The organism is Microcystis sp. M49636_WE2 (assembly GCF_030065375.1).
Lineage (GTDB): Bacteria > Cyanobacteriota > Cyanobacteriia > Cyanobacteriales > Microcystaceae > Microcystis > Microcystis aeruginosa_C.
Window position 1 is genome coordinate 1 of sequence record NZ_JASJFG010000673.1, and the last position, 1,520, is coordinate 1,520.

Sequence of the window (1,520 nt, forward strand, 5' to 3'; positions counted from 1 at the left end):
GATTTAATCTCTGGTGTGAGGGAAAAACCGGTTATCCCCTCGTAGATGCTAATATGAGAGAATTAGCCGCTACAGGATTTATGTCAAATCGTGGCCGGCAAAATGTCGCTAGTTTTCTGACCAAAAATCTCGGTATTGATTGGTCTATGGGAGCAGAATGGTTCGAGTCATTATTAGTTGATTACGATGTCTGTAGTAATTGGGGTAATTGGAATTACACTGCTGGTGTCGGCAATGATGCACGAGGATTTCGTTATTTTAATATCCCTAAACAGTCGAGAGATTATGATCCCAAAGGTGATTATTTACGTCACTGGTTGCCGGAATTAGCCCTAATAAAAGGCGATAAAATTCACGAACCTTACAAATTATCTCCAGAGGAACAAAAGCGTTATGGGGTGATTTTAGGGGTTAATTATCCTCGTGCCATTGTCGATTTTTTTCAATCGATCAAACACAACGAAAAAATTTATCTTCAGCATTTCAGTAATCAGTAATCAGTAAACAGTAATCAGTGAAAACACAGTAGGAAACTAGCATTTGATGAGGCTCACTTAATCCATACTGCACACTTAAAACTCAAATCTGATAACTGATAACTGATAACTGATAACTGATTAAGACATTTCTAACATTCTTTGAATCGGCAACAGTGCCTTAACTCTTAAATCTTCAGAAATAGTAATTTCTGGAGTTTTATCTCGCATACAGAGATACAATTTTTCGAGAGTGTTCAGTCTCATGTAGGGACACTCATTACAAGCACAGTTATTTAAAGCTGGTGCGGGTATAAATACTTTCTCTGGGGCGGATTTTTGCATCTGGTGAATAATCCCCGGTTCTGTGGCGACAATAAAGGTTTTTTCAGAACTTTTCAGAGAATAATTTAATAGTGCCGTCGTGGAACCAATATAATCGGCATGGCGTAAAACCGATGTTTCACACTCAGGATGGGCGATAATTTTTGCTTCTGGATGGGCAACTTTTAATTCTATTATCTTGCGTTCGGAAAAAGTTTCATGGACAATACAACTACCCTGCCAGAGAACTAAATCTCTACCAGTTTGCTGACTGACGTAACGGCCTAAATTGCGATCAGGAGCGAAGATAATCGGTTGATGGGCAGGGATTTGGTTAACTATTTTGACTGCGTTGGAACTGGTGCAGATAATATCACTCATGGCTTTAATTTCTGCACTGCAATTGATATAGGAAATCACGATATGATCGGGATATTGGGCTTTGAAACGAGCAAAATCTTGAGGATGACAACTATCAGCTAAAGAACATCCCGCATCTAAATCCGGCAGCAATACCAACTTATCTGGGTTTAAGATTTTAGCTGTTTCTGCCATGAAGTGAACCCCCGCAAATACGATCACATCTGCTGGCGTTCGGGCAGCCTGTTGGGATAAACCGAGAGAATCACCAATATAATCAGCTATATCCTGTATGTCAGAATTTTGATAGTAGTGAGCCAGAATAACGGCGTTTAATTCCCGTTTAAGCTCTTTAATTGC

The 1,520-nt window shown here is 39.5% G+C and carries 2 protein-coding genes; one reads left to right on the forward strand and one right to left on the reverse strand.

Annotated features, from left to right (window positions below; translation table 11 throughout):
- A partial coding sequence (locus tag PX484_RS15525) for an FAD-binding domain-containing protein (RefSeq protein WP_288104599.1) occupies positions 1–497 on the forward strand: 497 nt, incomplete at its 5' end.
- 120 nt (positions 498–617) lie between these two features.
- On the opposite strand, the gene nadA is transcribed toward PX484_RS15525, so the two are convergent.
- The coding region (nadA, locus tag PX484_RS15530) for a quinolinate synthase NadA (protein ID WP_288104602.1) at positions 618–1,520 on the reverse strand (903 nt) is incomplete at its 5' end.